This window comes from Bradyrhizobium ottawaense (genome assembly GCF_002278135.3).
In the GTDB taxonomy this organism is placed as follows: Bacteria; Pseudomonadota; Alphaproteobacteria; order Rhizobiales; family Xanthobacteraceae; genus Bradyrhizobium; species Bradyrhizobium ottawaense.
Window position 1 is genome coordinate 1,987,392 of sequence record NZ_CP029425.2, and the last position, 24,008, is coordinate 2,011,399.

Here is a 24,008-nt window from a genome sequence, read left to right on the forward strand (position 1 = left end):
AATGGCAGAGGAGCCGGACATGTTGAGCACCGATCTTGCCGATCTCAGGGCCCATATGGCCGACAATCCGGGCGAGGTGATCGAGGACGTTGCGCGCCAGCGCAAGGTCACCCCGCGCAGCGTGATCGAGGCGCTGCCATCCTCCATGGTGCATATTGGCGGCGGCGAGCACTTTGCCGCCGCCATGCTGGACATCGCGGAGTGGGGCGAGGTCACGCTGATCGTGCACACCGATGACGCGATCTTCGAGTTCACGGGCGCTGTTCCTGCGGGCGAGATCGGCCGCGGCTACTTCAACCTGATGCAGCCGAAGGGTCTGCACGGCCATCTTCGCCACGAGCGCTGCGCTGGCGTCGCCTTCGTCGAGCGCCCGTTCATGGGCAAATCGTCGGCCTTCATCGCGTTCGTCAACGCCGACGGCGGCATCATGTTCAAAGTGTTCGTCGGCCGCGACGAGACAAGGGCGCTGCGGACGGATCAGCTGGCGCGGTTCCGGCAGCTCGCGGCCCGCATCACGGCGCAGCCGGCTGCGTAGCTTTCTTTTGTTGTCGGGAGATCAGGATGCAAGGCAAGTCCAGGCTTCGGCAAATGGTCGTTGCAATCGCGCTGGCGCCGACACCGGCCTTCGCGATCGACGAAGCCCTGTTACCGCGCAATCTGTCGCCCTGGGGCATGTTCGTCAGCGCCGACATTATCGTGAAGACGGTGATGATCGGGCTCGCTGTCGCCTCGCTGGTGACATGGACGGTGTGGCTCGCCAAGACCATCGAGCTGCGCCGCAAGGGCATGCTCGCCTTGCAGCGGACGCGCGGGCTCGAAGGCAACATGACGCTGGCTGAGGCATCGTCACGGGCCGGTGACGCGCACGATGCCGTTGCCCAGCTGATCCAGTCCTGCGCCAGGGAAGCCGAGCTCTCGGGCGGCATCCTCGACGACGGCCTTCAGGAGCGGGTGGCGCTGCGGCTCGAGCGGGTGGAGGCGGCGATGTCCAGGCAGATCGCGCGCGGCACCGGCGTGCTCGCGACCATCGGCGCCACTGCGCCCTTCGTCGGCCTGTTCGGGACCGTCTGGGGCATCATGAACGCCTTCATCGGCATCTCCGAGAGCCACACCACCAGCCTCGCGGTGGTCGCGCCGGGCATCGCGGAGGCGCTGCTCGCCACCGCGCTCGGCCTCGTCGCGGCGATCCCGGCGGTGGTGATCTACAATCATCTGGTCCGCAGTATCGCCAATTACCGCGCGTTGCTCGGCGATGCCTCGGCGCAGCTGATGCTGCTGGTCAGCCGTCAGCGCGACCACAGGGAGTTCCGCCTGGCGCGGGCGGCGGAGTAGGCCCATGGGTGCGAAGCTCGGCGCGCGCGGGGGATCGCCGCTCAAGCGCGGTGACCCGGATGATCTCCACGTCGTCAACGAGATTAACGTCACGCCGTTCATCGACGTGATGCTGGTGCTGCTGATCATTTTCATGGTGGCAGCCCCACTCGCCACCGTCGATATCGGTGTCGAGCTGCCCGCGACCGCAGCCGAGCCGGCGCCGCGGCCGGACAAGCCGACCTTCGTGACGGTGAAGCCGGATTCCACAATTGCCGTTGGCGAGGACACGATGGCCCGCGACGGTCTCGCCGCCGCCCTCGATGCCGTCATCAAAGGCCGTAAGGACGAGCGCATCTATCTGCGCGCCGACAAGGCCGTCTCCTACGGCGACCTGATGGAGGTGATGAACACCCTGCGTAACGCCGGCTACCTCAAGGTTGCCCTCGTCGGCCTCGATGGACGCAACTGATGGCCGCGAACGCCTTTGCCCTGCACGAGCCGCTTCGAGAGCGCGAGACCGCGCGCTGGGGCCTCTCGGCCGCGGTGATCGTGATGTTGCATGTGGCTGTCGCGCTGCTTGCGGTGAATTGGATCAGGTCGCAACCGGAACAGGGCGTCAGCCTCCCGGCGATCATGGTCGACATGGCACAGGTGACCTCGGCGCCGCAGTCGACGCAGGATGATGTTGCGCCGGGACCGGTGATGCAGGAGGCCGACGCCTCGTCGCCGGAGCCCGTGCAGCAGCAAATGGCTGAGGAGACGATCGCGCCGACGCCGCCGCAGGAGAAGCCGGATGTCGTGGCGCCGCCGGAGCAGAAGCCGGAGCCGACACCTGCCAGGCCGGAGCCCGCGAAGATCGTGCCGGTCGAAAAGCCGGCCCCGGTGAAGCCGAAGGTGGTTCGCCGCGAGGCCAAGAAGCCCTCGGAGGCGACCCCCGCGCCGCGCACCAGCGCAGCCCCGCGGGCCGAGCGCGAGGCGCCGATGGCATCGGCCCCGAGCGCCGGCGCGGCGGCCTCCGTGATTGCATCCTACAATCAGCGCGTCCGCGCGCATTTGATGCGCTTTCACCAATATCCCAGCGGTGGCGGCGGTCAGCGCGGCGTTGCCAGGCTGAGCTTCACCCTCAGCCGCAGCGGGCAGGTCACGTCCAGCCGTATCGGCGGCTCGTCCGGCGTTGCCGCTTTCGATGCCCAGGCCATGTCGATGATCCGCCAGGCCTCGCCGTTTCCGCCGGTGCCAGACGAGATCAAGAATGGGGCGATGAGCTTTTCGATCCCCGTGGAGTTTACGGTGAGGTAGTCGGCCGTCCCAACAAACTCAGCCGTCGTCCCGGACAAGCGCGCCCTAAGCGCGCGCAGATCCGGGACCCATAACCACAGGGGAGCGTTTGGCGAAGATTCGTCGCCACCATCTCGTGCCACAACCCCGCCTGGCGTTATGGGTCCCGGATCTGCGCTTGCGCTTGTCCGGGACGACGGCGGAGTTTGTGGCGGCTGAAGAGCGACCGTTGCCCTATTTCGCCTTCAGGAAATCCGCGACCTCGAGCAGCATGAACTCGTCGTCATCGGCCTTGTTGGGATCGCGGCTGGAGGAGAACGGCAGATTGTTGTCGTTGCCGACGATGATGTGGGTGTCGTCGACGCGATCGACGTTCTCGATGGTGAAGAACGGGAAGGTGTAGACGCCGTCGTTGAGCGGCTTCCTCGCCTTCTTGTCGGGATCCTTGATCTTCAAGAGGTCGATATAGCCGATCTTGCGCACGGGCTTGCCGACATTGGCCTCCGTGAGCTCGATCTTGTAGATGCGCTTGAACTTGGCGAGATCCGGGAAGCAGTTCTCGCCGCGCTGGCCTTGCGGGCAGGCCTTGTCCGCCGTGCCTTCGCCGTTGTCGCGCTCGATGATGAGGCCGGAGGCCTGATCGATCATGTTGAAATCGCCGATGGCGTTGCCGTTTTGCTCGAACACATACTGCCAGTAACGGCCGGTGAACTTCTCCGCAGCGACGTCGAATTCGAGGATGCGGGAGGCTTCCTTGCCGTCGACCTTCTCCCAGTCCTTCTTCTCGGCGTCCCACAGCGGTCCCTCGAGCAGGCCGTAGAGGAACTTGCCGTCCTTGGAGGACGCAAAGCCCTCATAGCCCTTGGAGCGGCGGAGGTTGACGTTGGTGTAGGTCGCGCCCGGCGCGCCCGGCGTCGCCACGGCCCAACTGTCCGGCGACCGCACCGGCTTGCCGTCAGCAACCGTATCGAACACGGCCAGGATCTTGCCTGATTTGTCGGCCTTCAGGATGTAGGGACCGAACTCGTCGCCGATCCAGAAGGTCTCGCCGATGATCTGGAAGCCTTCGGTGTCGAAGTCGGAGCCGGTGAGATTGCGCTTCTGCGTGTCCTCGTGCACGATGCGGAACGGGACCTTTTTGTCGGGATCGTGCAGGAAGATCGTCTCCAGCCGCTCGATTTTGCCGCCGGCCCAGTCCATCTTGTAGCGGTTGAGGTACAGCATCGAATCCGGCGAGTTGGCGCGCGCGCCCATGCCGTTGTCGGTGATGACCCAGAAGCTGCCGTCGGGCATGGTCTTGATGCCGGAATGGCCCTGGAGCGGCTGGCCCTTGAACGGCAGCGACACGCCGGTCGCGCGCTCATAGGACTTGCCCATCACGGTGCCGAGCGCGTCGACCCGCTTGCCGGTGGTGTATTTCCCTGAAGTCTTGAGATCGGCGGGTGCGTCGGCGGGGGCGTCGATGAAGGTGGCGGCCGGCATCACCACGTGGCCGGCGAGCTTGGCGGGGAATTCACCTTCGCTCTGCGCGAGCGCTGGGCTCACGGCGAGAATGATCGTTGCGACGGTGGCAAGAAAAGTCGCGCGCATGTGCGTCTCCTGTTGGCGGACGCACGCGTTATGCGGATCGCGTGTTGCAGTTTTGTGAAACCGGGCCAAACGCCGCAGCCGCGATCTACTCCTTTACCGCGCCGGTCAGCGAGGACACGTAGTAGTCCACGAACAGCGAGTAGAAGATCGCGACCGGCAGCGAGCCCAGCAGCGAGCCTGCCATCAGCGCCCCCCATTGGTAGACATCGCCGGTGACGAGCTCGGTCAGGATTGCGACCGGCACGGTCTTGTTGGCGCCGCTCTGGATGAAGGCGAGCGCGTAGATGAACTCGTTCCAGGACAGCGTGAAGGAGAAGATGCCGGCGGAGATCAGCCCGGGCACCGCGAGCGGCAGCGTGATCCGTCGCAGGATCTGGAGGCGTGTTGCGCCGTCCACCAGCGCGCATTCCTCGAGCTCATAGGGGATCGACTTGAAGTAGCCGATCAGCAGCCAGGTGCAGAACGGCACCAGGAAGGTCGGATAGACCAGGATCAGCGCCAGCGGTGAGTCGAACAGGCCGAACTGCACAACGACGGTGGCGAGGGGAATGAACAGGATCGACGGCGGCACGAGATAGGCCAGATAAATGCCGAGGCCCACATAAGGACTGCCGCGGAAGCGCAGGCGCTCGATCGCATAGGCAGCGAGCGTGCTCGCGATCAGGGACAGCGTGGTCGAGCCGATCGCCACCAGCATCGTCGTCTTGAGCCAGCGCGGATAGGCAGTGTCGAACAGCAGATGCTTGATGTGGGCAAGCGTCGGCGAGGAGATCCAGAACGGATTGTGGTCCTTGTAGTTCATCAGCTCCGCGTTCGGCTTGAACGAGGTGATCGCCATCCAGTAAAACGGGAACAGCAGGATCAGCACGAAGCAGCCGAGCGGCAGATAGATCATCATCAGCCGCCGCAGCCCGGAATCCCAGGCCATGGTGTCAGGTGCCGCTTTCGCGTCGGCCACAGCGGCGGTTTGCGCGACGGTATCAGTCATTGGCCTCTCCCTGCTGCCATTTGCGGCGCGCCAGGCCGAAATAAGAGAACAGCGTCGCGAAGATCAGGAACGGGATCATCGATACCGCGATCGCCGCACCTTCGCCGAGTTCGCCGCCGGCGATGCCGCGCTGAAACGCCAGCGTCGCCAGCAGATGGGTCGAGTTGACGGGCCCGCCGCGGGTGATGGCGTAGACCAGCTGGAAGTCGGTGAAGGTGAAGATGATCGAGAAGGTCATGACGATGGCGAGGATCGGCATCATCATCGGGAAGGTGATGTAGCGAAAGCGCTGCCAGGCGCTGGCGCCGTCGAGCATCGCGGCCTCGTAGAGCGAGGGCGAAATGGTCTGCAGGCCGGCGAGCAGCGAGATCGCGACGAAGGGAATGCCGCGCCAGATGTTGGCAGCGATCAGCGAGAAGCGCGCCGGCCAGGGCGAGCCGAGGAAGTCGACATTGCCCGACCGCCAGTGCAGCACGTCGACCAGCAAATAGGAGATGATCGAGAACTGCGGATCGTAGATCCACCAGAACGCCAGCGCCGAGAGCACGGTCGGCACGATCCAGGGCAGCAGGATGATCGCACGCAGGATGCTCTTGAACGGAAAATGGTTGTTGAGCAGCAGCGCGAGCCAGAAGCCGAGCGCGAACTTCCCGAAGGTCGCGATGCCGGTATAGACCACGCTGTAGAACACGGCGTTCCACCACAAGGGATCGGTGAGCAGATACTGGAAATTCTCCAGGCCCACGAAGACGCCGCGCCGGCCGATCGTGGTGTCGGTGAAGGCGAGCCAGATGCCGAGGCCGAGCGGATAGGTCAGGAACACCGAGAGCAGCCCGATCGCGGGCGCCAGGCACATCACGATCAGGAACGGCTTGTAGTCGAACAGCCGCACCAGCCAGTTCGGCTGCCGCTGGGCAAGTACGGGAGAGGAAAGTGTCGTCACGGACATCAGTGTGTTGTCCTATCGTTGAACGTCACCACACCGTCATTGCGAGCGAAGCGAAGCAATCCAGTCTGTCGCCGCGGCTGCAGTCTGGATTGCTTCGTCGCAAGTGCTCCTCGCAATGACGACGGCTCTATCGTCGCGCGTTACCGCTGCCGCCGGAAGTACCGCTTGCAGCGCTGCTCGGCTTCCGCGGCGGCGGCCTCCGGCGTGGCCGCACCGGTCGCAACGGACGCGCACATCTGAATCAGCACGTAGTCGGCGCTGACGGCTCCGGTCGCCGTCGAGATCGGGCCCTTGTAGCCGTCATAGTAAGTGCTGTTCATCGTGTCCTTGAACAGCTTCACCTTGGGATCCTGCGACCACACCGCGGCCTCGGCATAGGCGGCCAGCGGCTGCGACCAGTAGCCGGAATTGGCATTGAGCCAGGGCTCGTACTGGTCCTTTTCCAGCATGTATTGCAGGAAGGCCTTTGCGGCGTTGGGGTACTGGCTGTGCTTGAACACCATCGCGTTGAGTGTCAGGCCCGCCATCGGAGAGACCTTGGCCAGGCCCTTGGGCAGCAGCTGATGCTCGCTGTCCTCGGCGATCGCCTTGGTCGCCGGGTCGTTCTTGAGCGAGAAGTACAGCGAGACGCCGTTGGCGGTCAGGGAGATCTCCTGCGAGGAATAGGCGCGGTTGTTGCTGACGTCGTTCCACGACGGCGTGCCGGCGATGAAGGTCGGGTAGATCTGCTTGACCCAGTTCAGCGCCGCGATGGTCTCCTTGCTGTTGATGACGACATTGCCTTCCTCGTCAAGCAGGGAAGCATTGTGCGACCACAGCGCCCAATTGGCGAAGCCGTTGCCGTCGCCCTTGGCGTTGCCGAGCGCGAAGCCGGCTGGTTTGCCGGCCTTGTGCAGCTTCTGGCACAGGTCGAGGATTCCGGCATGGTCTTCCGGCACCTTGTCGAAGCCGACCGATTGCAGGATCGACTTGCGGTAGATCAGGGGCCCCGCGGTTGCACCGAACGGCAGGCCGATCCAGGCGTCGCTCTTGTTCTTCTTGCCGTAGCGCTGCGCAAGCGGCAGCCAGCCGCCATAGCGCTTGCCGACATAGTCGGCGACGTCGGTCAGCTCGATCAGCTTGTCGACGTAGATGTGGGGAGCGTCGGAGAAGCCGATGATGATGTCGGGGCCCGCGCCGGAGTTCGAGGTGACCGCGGTCTGCTGGTTGATGTCCTCCCAGCCGACGAAATCGACCTTGACCTCGACGCCGGTCTCCTTGGTGAACTTTGCTGCATTGGCGCGGAACACGTCCTCGTCGGCCTGGACGAAGCGCACCGGGCGCAGCATGCGCAAGGATGCGCCCTTCTCGATCGCAAGCTTGGGCGCCGCCACGTCGGCGGCCTTGATTGTCGATGATGTTGTTTGCGCTGCAGCACCGGTGGCCGCGAGCGTTGCAGCGGACAGGCCCAGCGCCAAGGCATCACGACGTGTGATGTCGTTCCTCATCAGTTCCTCCCTATGATGTCCCCTTCCCGGCGTTGATCGCCGGTGAAGGGCCGTTTCGCCTCTGGCGCCTTGGCGCCGGCCGCCTAGCTGTTCGGCCCGCGATCCATGCTGACGGGTTGCCAGCGGCGGAGCGTGGTGTCTTGCAGCACCGACGGATTGACGCAGCTTACCGGCCACATGCCCTGAAGCACCAGTGACAATTCGTAGCCCACGCGGCGCTTGCGCGCTTCGTCAAACCGTGCCGAGGCCGAAGCGACGTGGGCGGTCAGGGTCACGTTCTCCATGCCAAGCAGGGGATTGTTGTGCGAGGGCGGCTCCTTCTCCAGCACGTCGAGCGCGGCGTGCGCGATCCAGCCTTCCTGCAGCGCCTTGATCAGGCTCTCCTCGTCCACGGTTGCGCCGCGCCCGGTGTTGATGAAGATCGAGCCCTTCTTCATCTGCCGAAAGTGCTTCTCGGTCAGCATGTGATGCACCTCAGGCCTTGCCGGGGCATGCATCGAGACGAAGTCGGATTGCGACAGCACCTCGTTCAGCGTCGCCGGGATCACGCCGTGATCGTACATCAGCGTTTCCTGGATGAAGGGATCGTAGGCCATCATGCGCAGGCCGAACGGCGCCGCGCGTTTCGCAACCGCACGCGCCACGCGGCCGAACGAGACGAAGCCGAGCGTCTGGCCCATCAGCCTCGGGACCTTGAGCAGCGCTGGCCGGCCCTCGGCCCAGCGGCCGCTGCGTACCATGCGGTCCTGCTCGACCAGGCGGCGGAAGCCGGCGAGCAGCAGCATCATGGCGTGGTCGGCGACCTCTTCGATGAAGGTGTCCGGAATGTTGGTGACGGGAATGCCGCGCGCGGTGGCGGCCTTGACGTCGACGCTGTCGACGCCGACCGAGCCAAGCGTGATGACCTTGCAGGTCTGCAAGCTGTCGATGATGGTCTTGGTGATCGGGATGCCCTTGGCATAGATGGCGTCCGCGGTCTTTGCGGCGGCGATGAACCCGGCCTCGTCGGCGGGAGCCTCGATGATCTCGGCGTCGATCGGATCGAGCGCCTCGCGCTCAAAGGAATAGTCGCTGCCCGCGACCGTGAAGCTCGCGCCCTTCGGCGTCACCACCCTGTATTTCGGCATTTTCTCGCTCCCGATTTGGTTTGTCGGTTCTTGTTGTGACCCGTCTCCGCGGGCGGGCCTTTGCGTCTTTTACGCGAAATCGGAGCGGTCGCGTACAATCGTTGGTTGCCGGTGCGGAGATAAATTGCCGTTTATTGCGGCTGCGTCCGGGCTTCTACGGAGGCACGTAAGTAACTTGCTAAGGCTCTCTCCCTAAAAGCTATTTCGATTTCGATCGATCTGTCGCGCGCCCGTATCCCATTATTGCCGGAGCTAATCGTGAAATTGAGCAATCTGAAGATCGCCCCGAAGCTCGGCATCCTTGTCGGCGTCACCTTGTTCGGCCTGTGCATCTCCGGTGTCCTCGCCGGCTATCTGATGAAGCGCGAGATGGTGAATGCGCGCATCGATCAGGCCAAGGCGATCGTCGAGCTGGCACGCAACTATGCGGGCGCTCTGAAGAAGCGCGTCGACGCCGGCGAGCTGACGAAGGACGCGGCCATGGCCGAGCTTCGCCGCTACGGCAATTCGATGACCTACGACAACGGCGCGGGCTATCTGTTCGGTACGTCGTATGAAGGCATCACGCAGCTCGCGCCGGATCCCAAGCAGATCGGCACCAACCGCATGGATGTCGTGACCAACGGCCGCAAGCTGTCGGTCGAGCTGATGGACGGCGTCAAGGCCAACGGTTCGATCCTGCTGCATTATGAATACATGAAGCCCGGTCAGCCGACGCCGATCCGCAAGATCGGCTACGCGGTGGCGGTGCCCGGCTTCGACATGTATCTCGGCACCGGCGCTTATCTCGACGACATCGACGCCAAGATGGGTCCGGTCTATTGGCTGCTCGGCTTTGCCATGCTCGGCATATTCATTGTCGCCGGCAGCGTCGCCTGGCTGATCGGCCGCGGCATCAGCCGCCCGCTGGCGCTGCTTGGCGCCCGCATGAAGGATCTCGCCGACGGCAAGCTCGAGGGCGACATTCCCGGCGTCGGCCGCGGCGACGAGGTCGGCGCGATGGCCTCCACCGTCCAGATCTTCAAGGACAACGCGGTCCGCATCCGCGACCTCGAAAGGACCGAAGCCGATGCCAAGGAACGCGTCGCGGCGGAACGTCGCAGCGCGATGGAAGGCATCGCCAACGACTTCGAACGCAGCGTCAACGGCATCGTCCGCTCGGTCTCCTCGGCCGCGGCCGGCATGCAGACGACGGCGCAGTCGATGACCGCGACCGCCAGCGACGCCTCCTCGCGCGCGGCGACGGTCGGCGCTGCCTCGCAAAAAGCCTCCGGCAATGTCGGCACGGTTGCGGCGGCCGCCGAAGAGCTGTCGAGCTCGGTTGCGGAAATCTCCCGCCAGGTCACGCGCTCGACCGAAGTCGCCAGCCGCGCCGTCAGCGACGCCGAGCGTACCAATGCCACCGTGCAGGTGCTCTCGACCGGCGCCGAGAAGATCGGCGAAGTCGTCAAGCTGATCCATTCGATCGCAGCGCAGACCAATCTGCTCGCGCTCAACGCCACCATCGAGGCGGCACGCGCCGGTGAATCCGGCCGCGGATTCGCGGTCGTCGCCTCCGAGGTCAAGGCGCTGGCCAACCAGACCGCCAAGGCGACCGAGGAGATCTCCGCGCAGGTCGCGGCGATGCAGACCTCGACCAGCGACGCGGTCACGGCCATCTCCGGCATCACCCAGACCATCGCCGAGATGAGCGAGATCACCGCCGGCATTTCCGCATCGATCGAGCAGCAGGGCGAAGCGACCCGCGAGATCGCCCGCAACATCCAGTCGGTCGCGGCCGGTTCGAACGAGATCAACGCCAATATCGGCAGTGTCACCTCGGCCGCGGAAGCGACCGGCACCGCGGCAACCGACGTGCTCACCAACGCCCGCGAACTGGACAGCCAGTCCGGCGCGCTGCGCAGCGCCGTCGACGGCTTCCTCGCCAAGGTGCGCGCGGCGTAAGGCCAAACGCTCGAAATTCGTAGGGTGGGCAAAGGCGCCGAAGCGCCGTGCCCACCTTTTCTTTTTGCGACGACCTGACGGTGGGCACGCTTCGCTTTGCCCACCCTACGAGAGCGGTGCCCCGGGCTCAGCGCCGCGTCCGCGACACGAGACCGTCCTTACTGCTTCTCGATCTTCGCGTTGGTGATCAGCTTCTCCCACAGCACGAGCTGTTCGTTCACGAACGTGCCGAGCTGCTCCGGCGTGCCCGAGAACGCGTCCATGCCGAGGGTGGCGAGCTGTGCCTTGATCTCCGGCTTCTCGACGATCTTCCGGATCTCGGCGTTGAGCCGGGTCACGATCTCCTTCGGCATGCCGGCGGGGCCGAAATAGCCCTGCCAGGACGAGATGTCGAAATCAGGCACGCCGGCCTCCTGCATCGACGGCAGGTTCGGCACCAGCGGCGAGCGGTCCTTGGTGGTGACGGCGAGCGCGCGCAGCGCGTTGCCGTTGACGTGGGGCAGGCCGGTCAGGATGTCGACGAACATCATCGAGACGCGGCCGCCCATGACGTCGTTGAGCGCCGGCGGCGAGCTCTTGTAGGGCACGTGCAGCAGGTCGAGCCCGGCATTGTGCGCAAAGGTCGCACCCGACACGATCGCGGAGGACGATCCCGAGGCGTAGCTCAGCTTGCCCGGATTGGCCTTGCCGTAGGCGACGAGCTCGCCAACGGTCTTGGCCGGCACTTCCGGATTGACGACCAGCATGAAAGGCAGGTCGCCGGTGCGCGCGATCGGCGTGAAATCCTTGACCGGATCGTAAGTGAGGCTCTTGAGCAGATAGGGATTGGCCGAATGCGTGGTGTTGGTCGTCACCAGCAGCGTGTAGCCGTCGGGGGCGGCCTTCGCGACATAGCTTGCGGCGAGCATGCCGTTGGCGCCCGCCTTGTTCTCGATCACGATGCCGACGCCGAGCGCCTGCGACAGATGCTGCGAGATCAGCCGTGTCGTCGTGTCGGTGCCGCTGCCGGCCGCGAACGGCAAAACAAGCGTGATGTTGCGGCTCGGCCAGGTATCGGCCTGTGCAGTGGATGCGGCGACGAGGCACAATGCAGCCGCGCCGACGGCACGCAGGTTTCGAATCAGCCCTGAAATCATATCGAGACGTTCCCTCTTTTTCGTTGGCGGGGAACCTAGCGTCTCTTCGCCAAAATCGGAAGACGCGAGTTGTCTCGTGTGCCCCGGGCGCAGTGCAGCGCGCCGCCGTTCGCGGCGTGATGCGCTGCCGAACGGGGGCCCATGCTGCCACAAACTGGATCTCGGCTCTGCGACGCACCGCTTGCGCGCTGCGTCTTGTCCGGGACACGAGCACGCATCGTCCGCCGCGCGGAATTACTTCACCGCCGAGCCCTGGCGTGAGGCGATCACGACGCCGGCGAGCACCAGCGCGTAGCCGATCAGGTGAAACGGCTGCAGCTTTTCGCCGAGCAGCACGATCGCCATCGCCGAGCCGAACACCGGCACCAGATGGAAGAACGGCGCGGCGCGGTTCGGGCCGATCAGCGCGACGCCGCGGTTGAAGAACAGATAGGCCAGCGTCGAGGGAAAGATCAGGATGTAGCCCAGCGTCGCCAGCGTCGTCCCGTCGAATTGCAGCACGCGGCCGCTTGCCGCCTCCCAGATCGCGGTCGGCAGCAGCATCGTCGCGCCGCAGCAGGTGGTGAAGGACAGGAAGGAGAGCTGGTGGATCTTGGGCCGACGCGGGATGAAGGCCGAGTAGATCCCAAACGCCACCAGCGAGGAGGCGAACATGATGTCGCCCCTGTTGAAGCTGATGCTCGCGAGCGCGGCGAGATCGCCGCGCAAAATGATGATCAACACGCCGAGAAGCGAGATCGCGATGCCGGCGAACTGGGCACCCGTCAGCCGCACGCCGAACAGCACCAGCGACCACAGCGCCACGAACAGCGGTCCGGCCGACTGGATCAGCAGCGCGTTCAGCGCCTCCGTGTACTGCATCGCCCAGTACGAGATCGCGTTGTTGAAGGCGAAGCCCACCAGCGACAGGAACAGCATCAGCGGCAGGCTGTTGCGCAAGGCGGGCCAGTCGCGCTTCAGATGCGGCCAGGCGAACGGCAACAGGATCAGGAAAACGCCGAACCAGCGGATCGTGGTCACCGTCAGCGGCGGCACATGCGCGCCGACATGGCGCGCGAGCACGATGTTGCCGGCCCAGAACAGCGAGCTCAGGCTGAGCAGCAGATAAGGCTGGTTGTTGAGCCAGCTGGCCGGACTGGAGGCAGGTGGCGCGGGCGAGGCAATCGTCATTGGCGTTGGATACGAGCTTGTGCCGGATTGCCGTCGCGGCACAAGTCACGCGGCCGCAATGCTACAATGCAGGCAAACCCTGAGGAGGCGCCTTTGGCGGCTAATATGTTGAACAAGGTGACGCGGCGTTGGCTTTGCCCCTCTCCCCTTGCGGATGAGGGGTATCTCTCCGCTCGCTTGGACTCGTAGGGTGGGCAAAGGCGCACTTGCGCCGTGCCCCCCGTCTCTCTCGATCGCAAAAATGCGTGGGCACGCTTCGCTTTGCCCACCCTACGAGAGTTCGAATAAATTACGTCGCCTGCTTTCGTGACGCCACGAACACGCCCGACAGCACCAGCGCAAAACCGATGAAGTGGAATGCCTGCGGGTGTTCGCCCAGGAACGCCATCGCCATGATCGAGCCGAACACCGGCACGACGTGGAAGAACGGCGCGGCGCGGTTGGCGCCGATCAGGCGCACGCCGCGATTGAAGCAGAGATAGGCCAGCGTCGAGGGAAACACCGCGACGTAGAACAGCGTCAAGAGGTTCGGCCCGTCGAGCTTCATGACCGGGCGCGCGGACAATTCCCAGATCTCTAGCGGAATGAGGCAGGCCGCGCCGGCCCCGAAGGTGAAGGCGAGGAACGACAGGCCGTGCATCGGCGGCCGTTTCAGCGTCAGCACCGAATACAGCGCGAAGATGACGAGTGCGACGATGAAGATGAGGTCGCCCTTGTTGAACTCGATGTTCGACAGCGTGGTGAAATCGCCGTGCAGCAGAATGGTCAGCACGCCGCACATCGACAGCAGCACGCCGAACGCCTGCGCCACGGTGAGGCGGATGCCGAGGATGGCCAGCGACCACAGCGCCACGACCAGGGGCGCGGCCGACTGCAGCAGCAGCGTATTGAGTGCCTGGGTATGCTCCAACGCCCAATATTGCAGCGTGTTGAAGGCGCCGATGCCGGTGACCGAGAGCGTGATCATCAGGCCGAGCCTGCCGCGGATCGCGGGCCAGTCCTGGGCAAGATGTTTCCAGGCGAACGGCAGCACCAGCAGGAAGGCAAAGAACCAGCGCAGGAACGACAGCGTGACCGGCGGGATGTGGCCGGCGGCGAGCCGGCCGACGATGGCGTTGCCGGCCCAGCACAGCGCGGTGATGCTGAGCAGCAGATAAGGCTGGTTGGCGATCCAGCTGTGGCCGGATGTCTCCGCGCTCGTGGTCTGGCCGGTGGCGGACATTGGGATTGGCGTGCCCCGCGTGCGCCGAGGCATCCAGCCCGGCGGGATCCGGGCCGGCTGATCGCCCGGCGCTGCCCAAAGACACGGAAATCGGAGCTGCATCAACGGGGGGCGGACGCATCGCGACCATGCAGCGGCGGATTGAGCCTCTCACGCTTTGGTCGAAGCCTGCGCGCTGGCCGCGAAGGTTTCTGGATTTTCCGGGGATATCAAAGGCTTGGAGTAGCCTCGAAGCCCTGAAAATGCCCCGTTCTTGCTTGCCTAGAGAGGCTGCTTCCTTTATCCGGTTGGGCTGCCTCGGTGCGAACGGCCTCTGGCCGGGAATTGGGCTGGGCGCAGGCATGATTCCGGAAAAATGGGTACCAATTTTCCGTTCGGATCGTGCCACCTACAGAGAAATCTTCGAAGGATTACCCGCGAATGGCCAATGTTGTCGTCGTCGGCGCCCAGTGGGGCGACGAAGGAAAGGGCAAGATCGTCGACTGGTTGTCGGAGCAGGCGGACATCGTCGTCCGCTTCCAGGGCGGTCATAACGCCGGCCACACGCTGGTGATCAACGGCAAGACCTACAAGCTCGCGCTGCTGCCCTCCGGTGTCCTGCGTGAGCAGAAGCTGTCGGTGATCGGCAACGGCGTGGTGTTCGATCCCGCCGCCTTCCTCGACGAGGTCTCCAAGCTGCGAGCGCAGGGCGTCGCGGTCTCGCCGGAGAACCTGCGTATCGCCGAGAACGTCACGCTGATCCTGCCGCTGCACCGCGAGCTCGATGCGCATCGCGAATCCGCCAGTGCGGCGACCGCGATCGGTACCACCCGCCGCGGCATCGGGCCTGCCTATGAGGACAAGGTCGGCCGCCGCGCCATCCGCCTGATGGACCTCGCCGACCTCGACACGCTCCCGCACAAGATCGACCGGCTGCTTGCCCACCACAACGCGCTTCGCCGCGGCCTCGGCCTGCCCGAATTCGACGGCAAGGTGATCTTGAAGGAGTTGAGCGCGCTGGCGCCGGAGCTGCTGCCCTACGCCGAGACGGTGTGGCGGCTGCTCGACATCAAGCGGCGTGAAGGCAAACGCATGCTGTTCGAAGGCGCGCAAGGCGCGCTGCTCGACGTCGACCACGGCACTTACCCCTACGTCACCTCGTCCAACACGGTGGCGGCGCAGGCGGCGACCGGCTCGGGCCTCGGACCCGGGGCGGTCGGCTATGTGCTCGGCCTGTGCAAGGCCTACACGACCCGCGTCGGCCAGGGCCCGTTCCCGACCGAGCAGGACAACGAGACCGGCCGCCGGATCGGCGAGCGCGGCCGCGAGTTCGGCACCAACACCGGCCGTCCGCGCCGCTGTGGCTGGTTCGACGCCGTGCTGGTCCGCCAGGCGGTCCGGACCTGCGGCATCAACGGCCTGGCGCTGACCAAGCTCGACATTCTCGACGGCTTCGACACGATCGAGGTCTGCACCGGCTACAAGCTCGACGGCAAGGAGATCGACCACTTCCCCGCCGGCGAGGGCGCCCAGGCCCGGGTCGAGCCGATCTACGAGACCATCGAGGGCTGGAAGGAGCCGACCGCCAATGCGCGGTCCTGGGCCGACCTGCCGGCCCAGGCCATCAAATATGTCCGGCGGATCGAGGAATTGGTGGGGTGCCCGGTTGCGCTGCTTTCCACCAGCCCCGAACGCGAAGATACTATCCTGGTGCAAAATCCGTTTGAGGCTTAACGATATCTTACCGGGACGCGCGTATAGTTGAGTTGAAATGGCTGATTACTATCCGCTGATCGCCCGCGCTATTGCCGCCCTGGACCCGAACGCTCCCGGCGAAAGCCGTCGCGCGCTCTATGAGCGGGCGCGCACGGCGTTGATCGCGCAGTTGCGCAGCGTGCAGCCGCCGCTCTCCGAATCCGAGATCACCCGCGAAAGGTTGTCGCTGGAGGAGGCCGTCCGCAAGGTCGAATCGGAGGCTGCCCAGCGCGCCCGCGAGGCCTCGCGCCCCGGTGGCGGCGCCCGCGGCGGCAGCAGCGGAGATGCCTTCCGCCGCGCCAGCACCCGAGCCGCCGAAGGCAGCCCCGCCGCGGCCGCGCCGGCCCCGCCGCGGACGCGTCCGGCTCCGCCGCCGCCGCGCGCCGACCGTCCCTCCTTCAACGTCGATGACCAGAGCGAGGCCCCGCGTCCGCCGCGTGCGCCCCGTTTCGACGCCCCGCGCCAACCGGGACCGTCCGCCCCGCCACCGATGCCGGAGCCGGCGGCCGGGCGCGATCGCGCCGGTGCGCGCCGTCCGCCCGATGTCGGACCTCCGCCGCCGCTGCCGCCGGCACCGGGCGTGCGCGGCTTCCGCGACATCACGGCGGACGCCAACGATCTCGGCGGCGCTGCCGCCCAGGCCAGCCGCGCCGCGCGCCGCACCTACGCCAACGTGCCCTCGCCCTCGCCGGAATTCGACCGGCTCGAGCCGAGCCTGGAAAACCGCGCCGGCGAGCAGGACGCGCCCTATTCCTACGACGAGTCGGTCGAGGAGGCCGAGCGCTACGCGCCGCAGCCGCCGTCGCCGCGTCCGCGCATCGCGCCCGAGCGCGACGCCAAGAAGCGCGCCCGCACGCGCTCCGCCTTCCCGTTCAAGAGTGCGATCGCCGTCGGCATCGTGCTGATCCTGGTCGGCGCCGGCATCCTCTGGGGCAAGCAGCTGGTCCAGATCGCGACCAACCTGCTCAAGTCCTCGCCGACCCAGGTGGTGGAGGCGCCGAAGGATCCGTCCCAGCCGCAGAGCAAGCCCAAGATTCCGGATCGCGTCGGCCAGCCCTCGGCCAGCGACCAGCCGGTCGCGCCGGTGGCGCAGAAGGTCGTGCTCTATGACGAGGATCCGTCCGATCCGAAGGGCAAGCAATATGTCGGCTCGGTGGTGTGGCGGCTCGAGCCGATCAAGGCGTCGGGCAACCAGAAGGCCGACGTCGCCGTGCGTGCCGACATCGAGATCCCCGACCGCAAGTTCAAGATGACGATGTCGTTCCGCCGCAACACCGATTCCTCGCTGCCGGCGAGCCACACGGCGGAGCTGACCTTCATCCTGCCGCCGGATTTTCCCGGCGGCAGCGTCTCCAACGTGCCGGGCATTCTGATGAAGTCGAACGAGCAGGCGCGCGGCACGCCGCTCGCCGGCCTCGCGGTCAAGGTCACCGACGGCTTCTTCCTGGTCGGCCTGTCCAATGTCGACGCCGACCGCTCCCGCAACGTTCAGCTCCTGAAGGAGCGCTCGTGGTTCGACGTGCCGCTGGTCTATGCCAATCAGCGCCGCGCCATCATCGCCATCGAGAAGGGCGCCCCCGGCGAACGCGCCTTCAACGACGCCTTCGCACAGTGGGGCGACTGAGGCACTGCTGTCATTCCGGGCTCGGTGCTGCGCACCGCCCCGGAATGACATTCTTCATGGATTACTATTGCGCCGCCGCTTCCCGCTTGCGCGATGCTGATGCCGCGGCTTCGCGGTCCATCACCGCGCGGCAGCCGGGGCTGACCTGGGCCTTGTTCCGCACCATGCAGGCCCTGACCCTGGGAATGTCGGGGATCTCACTTGAGCACAGCCGCATCGCATCGCCCGTGCACATCTGCTGCGCTTCGGACGAGAAGGCGAGGCCGGGTGAGGTCTGGAGTGCGATGGCGGTGGTTGCTACGGCCAACAGCGAAGCGGTGGTCTTAAGCAGCGAAGCGATCGTCTGATAGCGTGTCATGCAGAATGCGTCCCCGAGTTCCGTGAGCTTGAGCCACTTGGTTTTTGGGGCGCCGCACACGGCTTGATCTGCCGCATGTCACAGCCTTCACGTCGGGAACTTTGGTCCCGCATGTGGTCGCTCGATTTCTTGATGTTCGAATCGAAAAGTGCTGCGCCGCCCGAGCGAAGTATGCGCCATTGTCACGCGGCTGCAATGGCAGGCGCAAAGGAATTTACAATTGTTGCGGGGACGTCACGCACAAAGCGTGCGCGATCAGATCATCCGATCGAAGGAGGCGCTCGCTTGTTCCACATCGCTCGCGCCGAGCGCGGCGGCGTGTTCCTCGACGGCGGTGACGCCTTTGGCAGTCAGCTCGAACAAATCGCCGTCCTTCATCACGTAGCCGTCGGCGATGAGCTCGCCGATCTTGCCGTGGCGGTCGTCGGCGAAGGCAACGGACTGGCTGATGTCCCGCAGGATCGAGAGCTGTTCGTCGCGCAACATGGCTTCACTCTCCGTTCGCTGGGGATGGTCGCGGTCCTCACATGCCGTGGCTCTGAAACACCTTGCTGCAAGAGCGCGACAGCTTGGCCCGGTTGGCTTGCAGGCAGCCCTGCACGGCGCCGTCATTGCCGAGGTCCTTGCGGCAGAAGCGCGAGGCGTCGCGCGAGCAGGCCTGCTGTTCCTGGGGCGAGCCCATGTGGCCTTGCGCAAGAGCGGGTGCGTTCGACAGGCCACTCAGGGCTGCCAGCGTGATCGTCGCCAGGAGAAATCTGCGGGCCATCGGCGGCTCCAATCTGACAGGGATAATTCAGGTCCTGTCTGAACTCGTCGCCTTGCCACTTGTTCCTCCAAAGGCAGAGCTCGCCCCGCTATTCAAGGTTCCCGGGGCGCTGCTATAACACCGGCGAAACGTGAGGTGTTTGATGAAACGCTATCTGGTGTTTGCGCTGGTGGGCCCGTTCGTCGGCGGGTTCCTCCTGCTGCTGACGACGACCTATCAGTCCGGCTATTGGGCCCAGACCAGTCTCGGCGAGGTCGGCAAGCTGTTCGCGGTGTTCTTCAAGACCCTGCAGTACAGCTATCTGTTCGGCTTCCTGCCTTCGCTGATGATCGGCGCAGTCGATGACATCCTGACCCATGTCAGGCGGATCGGCCCGGGCTTGCGGATGCTCCTGGTCGGCCTGTTCGCCTTCGTGCTGGCCTCGCTCACCTACAGCTCGCGCGGGCCGGATTCGGGCGCGGTGCAGTTCATCCTGTATGGCCTCGTCGGGTTCGTGCCGGCGGTGATTTCGTCCTGGCTCGTGCATAAATACATCAAGGAGCCGCATCCGGTGGCGGCGCCGACGTGAGCGCGCGACGTTCGGACGCGGCGCAGCAACCTCAGCCGCGTCCGCGCGTTCCCTGAAGGCCATGACCATGTCCGACGACGACATCCTAGCTCCACGCAGATCCCGTCCGGGGAGCTCGCGCGCGACCTCTTTCGGCACCGAGGCACGCGGGCCGATCATCGACCAGGACGGCCGGGAAATCCGCCCCGAGACGCTGCAGCAGGGGTTTCGCGAATTCGGTTTCGAGCTTGGCAAGGACAATCCATTCGCCGGGAGTCCGTTCGGCAATCTGACGCGCGAGCAGCGGATCGCGCGGATCGAGGCGATCGCAAAGCTGCTCGACGTCGCCTTCATCCTGCCCGGCACCAACATCCGCTACGGCATCGACGGGCTGATAGGCCTGATCCCCGTCGTCGGCGACATCATCACCACGGCGATCTCGCTGTGGCTGGTGCGGGAGGCCCGCGCGTTGGGCGCGCCCTGGTACATCACCACCCGCATGCTCGGCAATGTCGCGCTCGACGGCGTGGTCGGCATGGTCCCGTTCGCGGGCGACGCTTTCGACGTGATGTTCCGCGCCAACATGCGCAACGTGCGTCTGCTCCGCCGCTGGCTCGACAAGCAGCCGCGGATTTAGCGCGGCGGCCGGGAGCGCTTGCCGCGAGGCCATCTGGTCGATGATGCGCCGCTGCGGGGAGAACCCCCAAACGCAAAAAACGCGACAGCCTTTCGGCCATCGCGCTTTCTGCGCACATCGGAGGCTTGCGAAAACTTAGGCCGCGTCGGCGGCGTCGGTCTCGGCCGGCGCCGGCTTGGGACGGCGGGGCAACGGGAAGGCTTCGCTCTCATAGAGCGAGCGGATGCCGTTCTGGTCGAAACGCGCTTCCTCGACCTGGAGATAGGCGCCGTTCAGTGAATCCGTCGGCAATTGCTCCATCGCGAACTGCACGGCTTCGGCCGCGGTGCCGAACCGGCGATAGGTGAAGCCTGCGCGCTTCTTCTTGCGGATCGCGGCGGGGAAGAGTTCGGCGGAGGTGTTGAAGTTGAACGGACGCAGTGGACGCATGGTCAAAGACCTCGTGATCTTCTCTGGGGCTTTAAGCGCGTGGGGTTTGGGAGGGCAGGGGCCGCCATCGAGCGAGCCCGCCGCACATGCCATTTCGCCCTCTAATATAGGCCGATTTGACAAAAATGCGACCCCCGCGATGGGAGATGATGAATCCGCGCATGGCAGCTCCGCGGATGAAATTAATCAAACTATTTCAATGGTTTATATGGATTACAATTTGCCAAGAAGCAGCAGGACGACCAGCACCGCCAGCACGACGCCGCCGATGCCCATGCCGGAATGGCCCATCCCATAGCCGTAACCGCCGATGCGGCCGGACAGGCCGCCGAGCAGATAGATGATCACCAGGATGATCAGGACGGTCCCGAGTGACATGGCATCCTCCCCTGGCGGCCGCCAAATGCGATGATCGGCCGCACCGCCAGACGAGAAAAGCACATCGCGCGGCCGGGTTCCACGAAGGAACCAGGCCGCGCGCAACCTTATTTCGGCTGCAGCTTCAGCGCGGCCGAGTTGATGCAGTAGCGCAGGCCGGTCGGCCCGGGGCCGTCGGGGAAGACGTGGCCGAGATGGCCGCTGCATTTGGAGCAGAGCACTTCGGTGCGGATCATGCCGTGGCTGACGTCCCGCTCCTCGTCGATATGGCTCTCCACGGCGGGCTGGGTGAAGCTCGGCCAGCCGCAGCCGGAATCGAACTTGGCGTCGGACTCGAACAGCACATTGCCGCAGCCGGCGCACGTGTAGGTGCCGGCGCGGTGGTCGTGCTCATACTCGCCGGAGAAGGGACGCTCGGTCGCCTTCTCGCGCAGCACCGCGTACTGCATCGGCGACAATTCGCGCCGCCACTGCTCTTCGCTCTTGATGACCTTGTTATCGGTGGTTTTCATTTTGGTGTCGGGCATGGGTCTCCCGTTTGTTTCGGTGATCTCGCGATCAGTTGGTGGCCTTGCTGGCACTCACCAGCGTCGGCTTTTCAATGTAGTTATCCGCGAACAGCTTTTTCAGGTTCTCGAGCTTGGGCAGGTCGTTATAGGCGATGTAAGGCTGGTTCGGGTGCAGCGTCAGATAGTCCTGGTGGTAGGCCTCCGCCGGGTAGAACGCCTCCAGCGCGCCGACCTTGGTCACGATCGGCTTGCTGAAGACCTTGGCGCCGTTGAGCTGGGCGATATAGGCCTCCGCCACCTTCTTCTGCTCGTCGGAGGTGGTGAAGACGGCCGAGCGATATTGCGTGCCGACGTCGGGGCCCTGGCGGTTGAGCTGGGTCGGGTCGTGCGCCACCGAGAAGTAGATCTGGAGGATCTTGCCGTAGGAGATCTTCTTCGGGTCGTACTTGATCTCGACCGCCTCGGCATGGCCGGTCCGGCCGCTCGAGACCGTCTGGTAGTCGGCGGTCGCCTTGGTGCCGCCGGCATAGCCGGAGACCGCGTTGACGACGCCCGCGGTGTGCTGGAAGACGCCCTGCACGCCCCAGAAGCAGCCGCCGGCGATCACGGCGGTCTGGATCCCGCTCGCGGGTGCCGCATCCATGGCTGGGGCGGGGATCACGACCGCATCCTCCGCAGCCCGGGACGGCGCGGTAAAGGCCAGCGCAAAGGTTAGCGAAAGGGCGGTGGTTGCGGCGAGCAGGGAGGCGAGGGCAGGTCGGCGCATGGCGGATCCTCTTTCGGAAGGTCTGACAGTCTAGGGCGGTCGGGGCCGGACGAACAGTTGCCCGGCTGCGTTTTCGCACCATCCGAGGTACGGACGCGGCCGCCGATTGTTACGACGGGACGGACACGAGTCTGTGAAATGAGCCGCGCGGGATAGCCGGGCGCCGGCGGCTTGGCGAGACCGGGAACTCCGCGCTAGATGAACCGGTGCGATCGATGATCGACTTAAGAAGAATCTGGCTGGAGCAGGCCTGACCCATGCTGCGCGTCGTTTCCCTGACCCTCGTCATCCTGACGGCCGGCCTGTTCAGCGCGGCGGCCGACCCGCAGGCCGACGATCTCACCCTCTGCCGTGACCGCCAGGCGGAGGCCCAGGCCCGCGCGAGCGCCTGCGACAATCTGCTGAAGGCCGACAAGCTCAGCGGCAAGGACAAGGCCATCGCGCTCTCGGTGCGCGGCAATACGCTGATCAGCAAGCGCGATTACGACCACGCGATCGAGACCCTGTCCATCGCGGTCGATCTCGATCCGGACTACGTGATTGCTCTCAACCTGCGCGGCCTCGCCTATGAGCGCAAGGGCCAGGACGACCTCGCCATGGCGGACTACAACCTCGCCCTCCAGAAGCGCCCCACCTATGGTGTGCCCTACAACAATCGGGGCGTCATCTACGCGCGCCGCGGCGCGTTGCAAAGCGCGATCGACGATTTCAGCCTGTCGATCAAATACACGCCCAAATTCCTGCTCGGCTGGACCAATCGCGCCCGCGCGCGGACGCTGATGAAGGATTTCGACGGCGCGATCGCGGATTTCGCGGAGGCCGAGAAGATCGACCCGGCCGCGCCGCAGATCGCCAGCAACCGCTGCATCACGTACGGCATGATGGGCAAGTACGCGCAGGCGCTTGCCGACTGCAACGGCCTGATCGAGCGGCAGCCGAAAAACGTGTTCGCGATCAACAACCGCGCCGACGTCAGCATGATGAAGGGCGACCTCGACGCCGCGCTGAAGGATTACAACACGGCCATCCAGATCAATCCGAACAACATCCGCGCGCATTCCGGTCGCGGCCAGATCTACGAGCGGAAGAAGGATCTCGCGCAAGCGCGCGCCGATTTCCGCGCGGCCGCCTATTCGTTGACGAAGTTCGACGAGCCCGACGTCGCCCGCGCCCGTGCCGTCGCGCAGGAGCGGCTCGCCGCGCTGACGCTGCAGGCGCCGGCCGGGGCAACCGGGCGCCGCGTGGCGCTGGTGATCGGCAACGGCGCCTACAAGAACGTCCACGCCTTGCCCAATCCGCCGCGCGATTCCAAACTGATCGCGAGCGTGCTGCGCGACGTCGGCTTCCAGAGCGTGATTTCCGTCAATGACCTCACCCGCGACAAGTTCTTTGACGCGTTGAAGGCCTTCGCGGAGGAAGCGGAGAAGGCCGACTGGGCCGTGGTCTATTACGCCGGCCACGGCTTCGAGATCGGCGGGGTGAACTATCTCGTTCCCGTCGACGCCAAGCTCGCCGCCGACAAGGACGCCGAGACCCAGGCGGTCGCCCTCGAACAGGTGATCGCCGCGGTCGGTGCCGCGCGAAAGATGCGTCTCGTGGTCCTGGATGCCTGCCGCGACAATCCGTTCGCGCCAAGCATGCAGCGCACGCTGTCGCTGAAGCTGGTCGACAAGGGCTTTTCCAACATCGAGCCCGGCGCCGGCTTCATGGTGGTCTACGCCGCCAAGCACGGCGAGACCGCGATGGACGGCGACGGCAGCGCCAACAGCCCGTTCGCCACCGCGCTGGCCCGCGAGATCAAGCAGCCCCGCATCGAGATCCGAAAACTGTTCGACATCATCCGCGACGACGTCTGGGCCGCCACCAGGCACGAGCAGCAGCCGTTCACCTACGGCTCGCCGCCGGGACGGGAAGATTTTTATTTTGTCGCGGGGAAATAACTGAGCGTGAGGCGCGGCAACGCCACCTCATAACCGCTGTCGTCCCCGCGAACGCGGGGACCCATAACCCCAGGCAGGAGCGTGAGGCAAAACTCCCACTCCGAGTCTTCGTCAA

25 protein-coding genes are annotated in these 24,008 nt (G+C 65.2%); 10 read left to right on the forward strand and 15 right to left on the reverse strand.

The annotated features are described in order from the left end of the window. Positions 1–19 precede the first annotated feature (19 nt). From hutX to CIT37_RS09490, 4 genes are read left to right on the forward strand one after another with little or no spacing between them, the layout of a single operon-like run. Entirely contained in the window at positions 20–535 is a 516-nt protein-coding gene (gene hutX / locus CIT37_RS09475; protein WP_095426772.1) for a heme utilization cystosolic carrier protein HutX, read from the forward strand. A 26-nt stretch (positions 536–561) separates the two neighbouring features. Next, complete coding sequence (exbB, locus tag CIT37_RS09480) at positions 562–1,332, forward strand: tonB-system energizer ExbB (protein ID WP_095426644.1); 771 nt, start codon at positions 562–564, stop codon at positions 1,330–1,332. 4 nt (positions 1,333–1,336) lie between these two features. Then, positions 1,337–1,783: a TonB system transport protein ExbD gene (exbD, locus tag CIT37_RS09485; RefSeq protein ID WP_095426643.1), complete on the forward strand. Its 447-nt coding sequence runs from the start codon at positions 1,337–1,339 to the stop codon at positions 1,781–1,783. Beyond that, the gene (locus CIT37_RS09490; protein WP_095426642.1) at positions 1,783–2,613 is read left to right on the forward strand and encodes an energy transducer TonB family protein; all 831 of its coding nucleotides are present in this window, start codon (positions 1,783–1,785) and stop codon (positions 2,611–2,613) included. The genes exbD and CIT37_RS09490 overlap by 1 nt, the downstream gene beginning before the upstream one ends. A 213-nt stretch (positions 2,614–2,826) precedes the next feature. Here CIT37_RS09490 and CIT37_RS09495 read toward each other — a convergent pair whose 3' ends face one another. The 5 genes from CIT37_RS09495 to CIT37_RS09515 all read right to left on the reverse strand — a co-directional run bounded on the left by CIT37_RS09495 (position 2,827) and on the right by CIT37_RS09515 (position 8,733). After that, entirely contained in the window at positions 2,827–4,182 is a 1,356-nt protein-coding gene (locus tag CIT37_RS09495; RefSeq protein WP_095426641.1) for an esterase-like activity of phytase family protein, read from the reverse strand. Positions 4,183–4,267: 85 nt separating this feature from the next. After that, the gene (locus CIT37_RS09500; protein WP_028140250.1) at positions 4,268–5,170 is read right to left on the reverse strand and encodes a carbohydrate ABC transporter permease; all 903 of its coding nucleotides are present in this window, start codon (positions 5,168–5,170) and stop codon (positions 4,268–4,270) included. Next, a complete protein-coding gene (locus CIT37_RS09505) occupies positions 5,163–6,119 on the reverse strand; it encodes a carbohydrate ABC transporter permease (protein ID WP_018317857.1) in 957 nt (318 codons plus the stop codon). The genes CIT37_RS09500 and CIT37_RS09505 overlap by 8 nt, the downstream gene beginning before the upstream one ends. A gap of 140 nt (positions 6,120–6,259) precedes the next feature. Next, positions 6,260–7,606: an ABC transporter substrate-binding protein gene (locus CIT37_RS09510; RefSeq protein WP_095426640.1), complete on the reverse strand. Its 1,347-nt coding sequence runs from the start codon at positions 7,604–7,606 to the stop codon at positions 6,260–6,262. An 83-nt stretch (positions 7,607–7,689) separates the two neighbouring features. Beyond that, positions 7,690–8,733 carry a C-terminal binding protein gene (locus tag CIT37_RS09515; RefSeq protein ID WP_028140247.1) on the reverse strand — a complete coding sequence of 348 codons (1,044 nt, stop codon included), beginning with the start codon at positions 8,731–8,733 and terminating at the stop codon, positions 7,690–7,692. A gap of 258 nt (positions 8,734–8,991) precedes the next feature. On the opposite strand from CIT37_RS09515, the gene CIT37_RS09520 reads away from it, so the two are divergent. Further along, positions 8,992–10,677, forward strand: coding sequence for a methyl-accepting chemotaxis protein (locus CIT37_RS09520; protein WP_028140246.1), 1,686 nt, complete (start codon positions 8,992–8,994; stop codon positions 10,675–10,677). Positions 10,678–10,835: 158 nt separating this feature from the next. Here the strand turns inward: CIT37_RS09520 and CIT37_RS09525 are convergent, their stop codons facing one another. The 3 genes from CIT37_RS09525 to CIT37_RS09535 form a co-directional block, all read right to left on the reverse strand. Further along, positions 10,836–11,813, reverse strand: a complete 978-nt coding sequence (locus CIT37_RS09525) for a Bug family tripartite tricarboxylate transporter substrate binding protein (protein ID WP_038948458.1) — start codon at positions 11,811–11,813, stop codon at positions 10,836–10,838. 234 nt (positions 11,814–12,047) lie between these two features. Beyond that, complete coding sequence (locus tag CIT37_RS09530; RefSeq protein WP_038948459.1) at positions 12,048–12,983, reverse strand: DMT family transporter; 936 nt, start codon at positions 12,981–12,983, stop codon at positions 12,048–12,050. Positions 12,984–13,272: 289 nt separating this feature from the next. Further along, positions 13,273–14,205, reverse strand: coding sequence for a DMT family transporter (locus CIT37_RS09535; RefSeq protein WP_038948461.1), 933 nt, complete (start codon positions 14,203–14,205; stop codon positions 13,273–13,275). Between the two features lie 420 nt (positions 14,206–14,625). Here CIT37_RS09535 and CIT37_RS09540 point away from each other — a divergent pair, with 420 nt between their 5' ends. Next, positions 14,626–15,918, forward strand: coding sequence for an adenylosuccinate synthase (locus CIT37_RS09540; protein ID WP_028140242.1), 1,293 nt, complete (start codon positions 14,626–14,628; stop codon positions 15,916–15,918). Between the two features lie 37 nt (positions 15,919–15,955). Next, the gene (locus tag CIT37_RS09545) at positions 15,956–17,563 is read left to right on the forward strand and encodes a hypothetical protein (RefSeq protein WP_095426639.1); all 1,608 of its coding nucleotides are present in this window, start codon (positions 15,956–15,958) and stop codon (positions 17,561–17,563) included. Positions 17,564–17,627: 64 nt separating this feature from the next. Here the strand turns inward: CIT37_RS09545 and CIT37_RS09550 are convergent, their stop codons facing one another. From CIT37_RS09550 to CIT37_RS09560, 3 genes are all read right to left on the reverse strand, one after another. Continuing rightward, complete coding sequence (locus CIT37_RS09550; protein WP_162832256.1) at positions 17,628–17,921, reverse strand: hypothetical protein; 294 nt, start codon at positions 17,919–17,921, stop codon at positions 17,628–17,630. Positions 17,922–18,176: 255 nt separating this feature from the next. Next, positions 18,177–18,407, reverse strand: a complete 231-nt coding sequence (locus tag CIT37_RS09555) for a hypothetical protein (RefSeq protein WP_026202008.1) — start codon at positions 18,405–18,407, stop codon at positions 18,177–18,179. Between the two features lie 37 nt (positions 18,408–18,444). Then, positions 18,445–18,687 (reverse strand): hypothetical protein, encoded by a 243-nt coding sequence (locus CIT37_RS09560; protein ID WP_028140239.1) that lies wholly within the window; start codon positions 18,685–18,687, stop codon positions 18,445–18,447. 142 nt (positions 18,688–18,829) lie between these two features. Between CIT37_RS09560 and CIT37_RS09565 the strand changes: the two genes are divergently transcribed. Continuing rightward, a complete protein-coding gene (locus tag CIT37_RS09565) occupies positions 18,830–19,255 on the forward strand; it encodes a DUF5413 family protein (protein ID WP_028140238.1) in 426 nt (141 codons plus the stop codon). A 61-nt stretch (positions 19,256–19,316) separates the two neighbouring features. Then, positions 19,317–19,871 (forward strand): DUF4112 domain-containing protein, encoded by a 555-nt coding sequence (locus CIT37_RS09570; RefSeq protein WP_095426638.1) that lies wholly within the window; start codon positions 19,317–19,319, stop codon positions 19,869–19,871. Positions 19,872–20,006: 135 nt separating this feature from the next. Here the strand turns inward: CIT37_RS09570 and CIT37_RS09575 are convergent, their stop codons facing one another. From CIT37_RS09575 to msrA, 4 genes are all read right to left on the reverse strand, one after another. Further along, the gene (locus CIT37_RS09575) at positions 20,007–20,300 is read right to left on the reverse strand and encodes a hypothetical protein (RefSeq protein ID WP_018318374.1); all 294 of its coding nucleotides are present in this window, start codon (positions 20,298–20,300) and stop codon (positions 20,007–20,009) included. A gap of 213 nt (positions 20,301–20,513) precedes the next feature. Continuing rightward, positions 20,514–20,678: a DUF3309 family protein gene (locus tag CIT37_RS09580; protein ID WP_080670079.1), complete on the reverse strand. Its 165-nt coding sequence runs from the start codon at positions 20,676–20,678 to the stop codon at positions 20,514–20,516. Between the two features lie 107 nt (positions 20,679–20,785). Further along, positions 20,786–21,205: a peptide-methionine (R)-S-oxide reductase MsrB gene (msrB, locus tag CIT37_RS09585; protein WP_095426637.1), complete on the reverse strand. Its 420-nt coding sequence runs from the start codon at positions 21,203–21,205 to the stop codon at positions 20,786–20,788. 31 nt (positions 21,206–21,236) lie between these two features. Next, a complete protein-coding gene (gene msrA, locus CIT37_RS09590) occupies positions 21,237–21,953 on the reverse strand; it encodes a peptide-methionine (S)-S-oxide reductase MsrA (protein ID WP_095426636.1) in 717 nt (238 codons plus the stop codon). Positions 21,954–22,210: 257 nt separating this feature from the next. Here msrA and CIT37_RS09595 point away from each other — a divergent pair, with 257 nt between their 5' ends. Continuing rightward, positions 22,211–23,893 carry a tetratricopeptide repeat protein gene (locus tag CIT37_RS09595; RefSeq protein WP_095426635.1) on the forward strand — a complete coding sequence of 561 codons (1,683 nt, stop codon included), beginning with the start codon at positions 22,211–22,213 and terminating at the stop codon, positions 23,891–23,893. Positions 23,894–24,008: the final 115 nt, after the last annotated feature.

What these genes read in the sequence shown, in the direction of transcription:
- CIT37_RS09490 (WP_095426642.1), top strand. Translation starts at nt 1,783, where the DNA reads ATGGCCGCGAACGCCTTTGCCCTGCACGAGCCGCTTCGAGAGCGCGAG.
- msrA (WP_095426636.1), bottom strand. Translation starts at nt 21,953, where the DNA reads ATGCGCCGACCTGCCCTCGCCTCCCTGCTCGCCGCAACCACCGCCCTT.
- CIT37_RS09570 (WP_095426638.1), top strand. Translation starts at nt 19,317, where the DNA reads ATGACCATGTCCGACGACGACATCCTAGCTCCACGCAGATCCCGTCCG.
- CIT37_RS09525 (WP_038948458.1), bottom strand. Translation starts at nt 11,813, where the DNA reads ATGATTTCAGGGCTGATTCGAAACCTGCGTGCCGTCGGCGCGGCTGCA.
- CIT37_RS09575 (WP_018318374.1), bottom strand. Translation starts at nt 20,300, where the DNA reads ATGCGTCCACTGCGTCCGTTCAACTTCAACACCTCCGCCGAACTCTTC.
- msrB (WP_095426637.1), bottom strand. Translation starts at nt 21,205, where the DNA reads ATGCCCGACACCAAAATGAAAACCACCGATAACAAGGTCATCAAGAGC.
- CIT37_RS09535 (WP_038948461.1), bottom strand. Translation starts at nt 14,205, where the DNA reads ATGTCCGCCACCGGCCAGACCACGAGCGCGGAGACATCCGGCCACAGC.
- CIT37_RS09555 (WP_026202008.1), bottom strand. Translation starts at nt 18,407, where the DNA reads ATGTTGCGCGACGAACAGCTCTCGATCCTGCGGGACATCAGCCAGTCC.
- CIT37_RS09500 (WP_028140250.1), bottom strand. Translation starts at nt 5,170, where the DNA reads ATGACTGATACCGTCGCGCAAACCGCCGCTGTGGCCGACGCGAAAGCG.
- CIT37_RS09510 (WP_095426640.1), bottom strand. Translation starts at nt 7,606, where the DNA reads ATGAGGAACGACATCACACGTCGTGATGCCTTGGCGCTGGGCCTGTCC.
- CIT37_RS09540 (WP_028140242.1), top strand. Translation starts at nt 14,626, where the DNA reads ATGGCCAATGTTGTCGTCGTCGGCGCCCAGTGGGGCGACGAAGGAAAG.
- CIT37_RS09550 (WP_162832256.1), bottom strand. Translation starts at nt 17,921, where the DNA reads ATGACACGCTATCAGACGATCGCTTCGCTGCTTAAGACCACCGCTTCG.
- hutX (WP_095426772.1), top strand. Translation starts at nt 20, where the DNA reads ATGTTGAGCACCGATCTTGCCGATCTCAGGGCCCATATGGCCGACAAT.
- exbD (WP_095426643.1), top strand. Translation starts at nt 1,337, where the DNA reads ATGGGTGCGAAGCTCGGCGCGCGCGGGGGATCGCCGCTCAAGCGCGGT.
- CIT37_RS09595 (WP_095426635.1), top strand. Translation starts at nt 22,211, where the DNA reads ATGCTGCGCGTCGTTTCCCTGACCCTCGTCATCCTGACGGCCGGCCTG.
- CIT37_RS09505 (WP_018317857.1), bottom strand. Translation starts at nt 6,119, where the DNA reads ATGTCCGTGACGACACTTTCCTCTCCCGTACTTGCCCAGCGGCAGCCG.
- exbB (WP_095426644.1), top strand. Translation starts at nt 562, where the DNA reads ATGCAAGGCAAGTCCAGGCTTCGGCAAATGGTCGTTGCAATCGCGCTG.
- CIT37_RS09515 (WP_028140247.1), bottom strand. Translation starts at nt 8,733, where the DNA reads ATGCCGAAATACAGGGTGGTGACGCCGAAGGGCGCGAGCTTCACGGTC.
- CIT37_RS09545 (WP_095426639.1), top strand. Translation starts at nt 15,956, where the DNA reads ATGGCTGATTACTATCCGCTGATCGCCCGCGCTATTGCCGCCCTGGAC.
- CIT37_RS09560 (WP_028140239.1), bottom strand. Translation starts at nt 18,687, where the DNA reads ATGGCCCGCAGATTTCTCCTGGCGACGATCACGCTGGCAGCCCTGAGT.
- CIT37_RS09495 (WP_095426641.1), bottom strand. Translation starts at nt 4,182, where the DNA reads ATGCGCGCGACTTTTCTTGCCACCGTCGCAACGATCATTCTCGCCGTG.
- CIT37_RS09565 (WP_028140238.1), top strand. Translation starts at nt 18,830, where the DNA reads ATGAAACGCTATCTGGTGTTTGCGCTGGTGGGCCCGTTCGTCGGCGGG.
- CIT37_RS09530 (WP_038948459.1), bottom strand. Translation starts at nt 12,983, where the DNA reads ATGACGATTGCCTCGCCCGCGCCACCTGCCTCCAGTCCGGCCAGCTGG.
- CIT37_RS09580 (WP_080670079.1), bottom strand. Translation starts at nt 20,678, where the DNA reads ATGTCACTCGGGACCGTCCTGATCATCCTGGTGATCATCTATCTGCTC.